This window comes from Pseudomonas sp. PS02290, from assembly GCF_029960075.1.
Lineage (GTDB): Bacteria > Pseudomonadota > Gammaproteobacteria > Pseudomonadales > Pseudomonadaceae > Aquipseudomonas.
The window spans coordinates 1-2,854 of sequence record NZ_JASCOY010000200.1 but is presented as its reverse complement, the minus strand read 5'-3'; the positions used below and the strand labels follow the sequence as shown (position 1 = coordinate 2,854).

Below are 2,854 nucleotides of genomic sequence, written 5' to 3'. Positions count from 1 at the left end.
TGTCCATTCACCGCCAATCGCGACTTGGGTGCAGGCTGAACGCAGGTCTCGCGCAGTGGGCCGAGCCGCATGGATGCGGCGAGAGCGCCGTCAGGGCATGGATGCCCGTTCGGCGCGGGCCCACGGAGCGAGGCCGGAGTGAAGGAACCCCGACGCAGGAGGGGCCTAGCCAGGAGCACAGGCCCTTGGTTACTTGGGGCTTTATCAAGTAACTCGCCGAAGGCGAAACCGTCTGCCCCCAGGCAGACGCTTTTGATCCTCAACAACAGCCCCGATGATCACCGCGCCTTGCGAAACGTAAAATTAATCCGCTGCTCCCCCAACTGCGGATGCTCCGCCTGCCGAATCGGCAACACCCCATGAAAGCGCAGCCGATCAACCCCGCCCCACACCACCACATCCCCATGAAACAACGGCACCCGCTGAGTCGGATCACTGCGCCCAAGCCCGCCAAACAAAAACATCGCCGGCAAGCCCAGCGAAACCGACACCACCGGCCACTCCAAACCGCGCTCATCCTTATCCTGATGAAGCGACATCTTGGCTCCGGGGATGTAACGATTGATCAGACACGCATCCGGCACAAACCCCGCAAACCCGGCAGCTGAAGCCGCCGCCACCGCCAGCTCCATGAACACCTCAGGCATCGCTGGCCATGGCTCACCCGTGAGCGGATCGATGGGGGAATATTTATAGCCACTTCGGTCAGTGGTCCAGCCGAAGTCCCCGCAACTGCTCAACGCCACCGACATCGTGTAACCACCGGGCGTGACCATATGGCGGAACGGCGCCTGGGTCAGCACCGACTCCAGCGCAGGCAGCAATGACTCGATGAAAGGCAAAGCGAAGCCACGAAACACAAACGACGCCGGCCCGATCTGCTCATGTGAAGGCGGTTGCGGCGTATCCTCCGCGAACAGATCAAACGTCGCCGGCGTCGTGCCTTTGCGCTGCATCACCATGGGCTTCCCCAATCAGATTTCGGCTACAGCGCTTTGCTGACCTTCACATCGCTGATGACATCGGTGCTGTCGCCGTGCATCTTCTGCAGGGCGGCCAGGGCCTCATCGGCGGAGGGCGACTGCAACAGGGCAAACTCGAAACGACGCTCGCCGTTGAGCTTGTAGCTGATTGCGTATTTGACGACGGGGGCAGGGGTGCTCACATTTTACTCCTGGAAAAAACTGACCGGATGTTCGCAAAAAAAATACAAAGATTTCACGCCAGCCGGTGTTCAATGGCGCTTTGGCTCAATAGCGCATCAGCTCAGACGCGAGGACGAGCGGCGAACGATTTTGATCGAATGGGTGAAGGCAGTCTTGCGCCCGCCATGGCTGTCGAGCTTGCGGCCGGCGGTGTCAATGGTGATGTTCCAGAAGCCGGTGCTGGGCACCGCGATTTTGGCGGGGAAACGGTCAAACGCGCCGCCGTGGTAAGTGTGACGACCGCCGTTTTTGAAGCTGCGGAAGTTGGCATCACTCATCAGGCGTATGTTGCAAAGCTGGGAGCATTCGATGACGACCATGTCGTCTTCGTTGAGGTGCTCGCGCTGGTGTACGAATTTCATGGGTGTCTCCGGAGACAGCGTTCTCGAAAACCCGAAACCATAGCACGACGAGCCTGGGCATTGATCTTCCCGGCGGGTTTTATTGATCGTGGACTCGCTTGAATCGACGCAAGGCTGACCGCCAGGCTGGCAGTTAAAAAAGCACACGCGCGGGATTTAATCCGGGTCGGGCTTGTCGTAAGCACCTTTACTGGAGGGATTGTATGAAATTGGCGGTTGTTATTCTGGCCCTGGCGATGACCGGTTGCGCCACAGTTACGGACATCGAACACACCCCGGCGACCATGAGCGTCATGTCCGGCAAGTCGCCGAAGGATTATGCCGCGTGCTTTGTCGGACGCATCTCTGACAGCCGCAAGCCGCCGCAGATCGAGCCGCACAAAGAGGGCCTGCGCATCATCGTTCCACAGAAGTTGCTGACCAGTGACCCTGCTGCCATCGTCGACATCGAGACCCGCTCCAGCGGCAGCTCGATCAAGCTGTTCGAACGCCTGTCGAACAACCCCCTGCGGCCCAAGGACGTGCAGCACGCCGTGACGGCCTGTATCTCGGGCGAGTGACGCGATTGCGGGGCGAATCAAGGGTGACGCGGTTCAACGGTTAGACGGTCGAGACGTTATTTGCAGACCACCAGCACTGTGCGGTTTTTATAGTTGCCGACATCGACACCCAGGGTCTTGTCGTCTTCCTTGGGTTGCGGCGTGCCGTTGGTGCTGACGATGTTGTAGCCGGTGCCCGCACAGGAAGCGTCAGCCTTTTCGTAGCAGGCGGCCCAGGACATGGCTTCGCCGGAGCAGTCGATGCTCAACGCCTGCTTGCCGTCTTTGAGGTAAGTGTTCTGCGCAGTCGCGCAGCCGGTCAGGGCCAGTACAGCAATGACGGATAAGATCTTGATCATGGTGGAATGCTTCGCGATGAGGGCCGGTGTGGGAATTGCTAGTCTGAGACTGAGAGGCGGTGCCATCGTTCCGGCATCACCGTAGATTTTTTGCAGGACTTGCTCGGCGATATCCGTGGCCGAATCTGCGAAGGAGAGGCCTCGGCCGCACTCCATTGCGGAGCGGGCCGGGCCGCCTGATCAGTCCTTCTTGTCAGCCCGACGACGCGGGGCTGGCGTGTCTTCGAACACGGCGGCGACTTCGATGGCGCTGCTCTCGCTGGAGAACGGGCCTGCCACGGCTTCACCGTCGTGGCCGACCAGCCACCACTGGCCGTCCTGGAGCTTTTTGATCTGGTAACCGTTCACGCTTTTGACTTCAGACATCGACTCGTCTCGATTAGTAATTC

Annotated in this window: 6 protein-coding genes; 1 reads left to right on the top strand and 5 read right to left on the bottom strand. The window is 59.7% G+C overall.

Annotation, left to right across the window (positions count from 1 at the left end; genetic code table 11):
• Positions 1 to 278: 278 nt before the first annotated feature.
• The 3 genes from alkB to QMX88_RS29155 all read right to left on the bottom strand — a co-directional run bounded on the left by alkB (position 279) and on the right by QMX88_RS29155 (position 1,567).
• Positions 279 to 956, bottom strand: a complete 678-nt coding sequence (alkB, locus tag QMX88_RS29165; protein WP_282373723.1) for a DNA oxidative demethylase AlkB — start codon at positions 954 to 956, stop codon at positions 279 to 281.
• A gap of 29 nt (positions 957 to 985) precedes the next feature.
• A complete protein-coding gene (locus tag QMX88_RS29160; RefSeq protein ID WP_192172114.1) occupies positions 986 to 1,165 on the bottom strand; it encodes a hypothetical protein in 180 nt (59 codons plus the stop codon).
• Between the two features lie 96 nt (positions 1,166 to 1,261).
• Positions 1,262 to 1,567 carry a DUF1883 domain-containing protein gene (locus QMX88_RS29155; protein WP_037010615.1) on the bottom strand — a complete coding sequence of 102 codons (306 nt, stop codon included), beginning with the start codon at positions 1,565 to 1,567 and terminating at the stop codon, positions 1,262 to 1,264.
• A gap of 203 nt (positions 1,568 to 1,770) precedes the next feature.
• On the opposite strand from QMX88_RS29155, the gene QMX88_RS29150 reads away from it, so the two are divergent.
• On the top strand, positions 1,771 to 2,127 hold the full coding sequence (locus tag QMX88_RS29150) for a hypothetical protein (RefSeq protein ID WP_122534636.1): 357 nt from the start codon (positions 1,771 to 1,773) through the stop codon (positions 2,125 to 2,127).
• Positions 2,128 to 2,183: 56 nt separating this feature from the next.
• Here the strand turns inward: QMX88_RS29150 and QMX88_RS29145 are convergent, their stop codons facing one another.
• Entirely contained in the window at positions 2,184 to 2,465 is a 282-nt protein-coding gene (locus QMX88_RS29145) for a hypothetical protein (protein ID WP_065987192.1), read from the bottom strand.
• 180 nt (positions 2,466 to 2,645) lie between these two features.
• Positions 2,646 to 2,854 (bottom strand): hypothetical protein (locus QMX88_RS29140; RefSeq protein WP_442969508.1); only part of this gene is annotated, 209 nt, incomplete at its 5' end.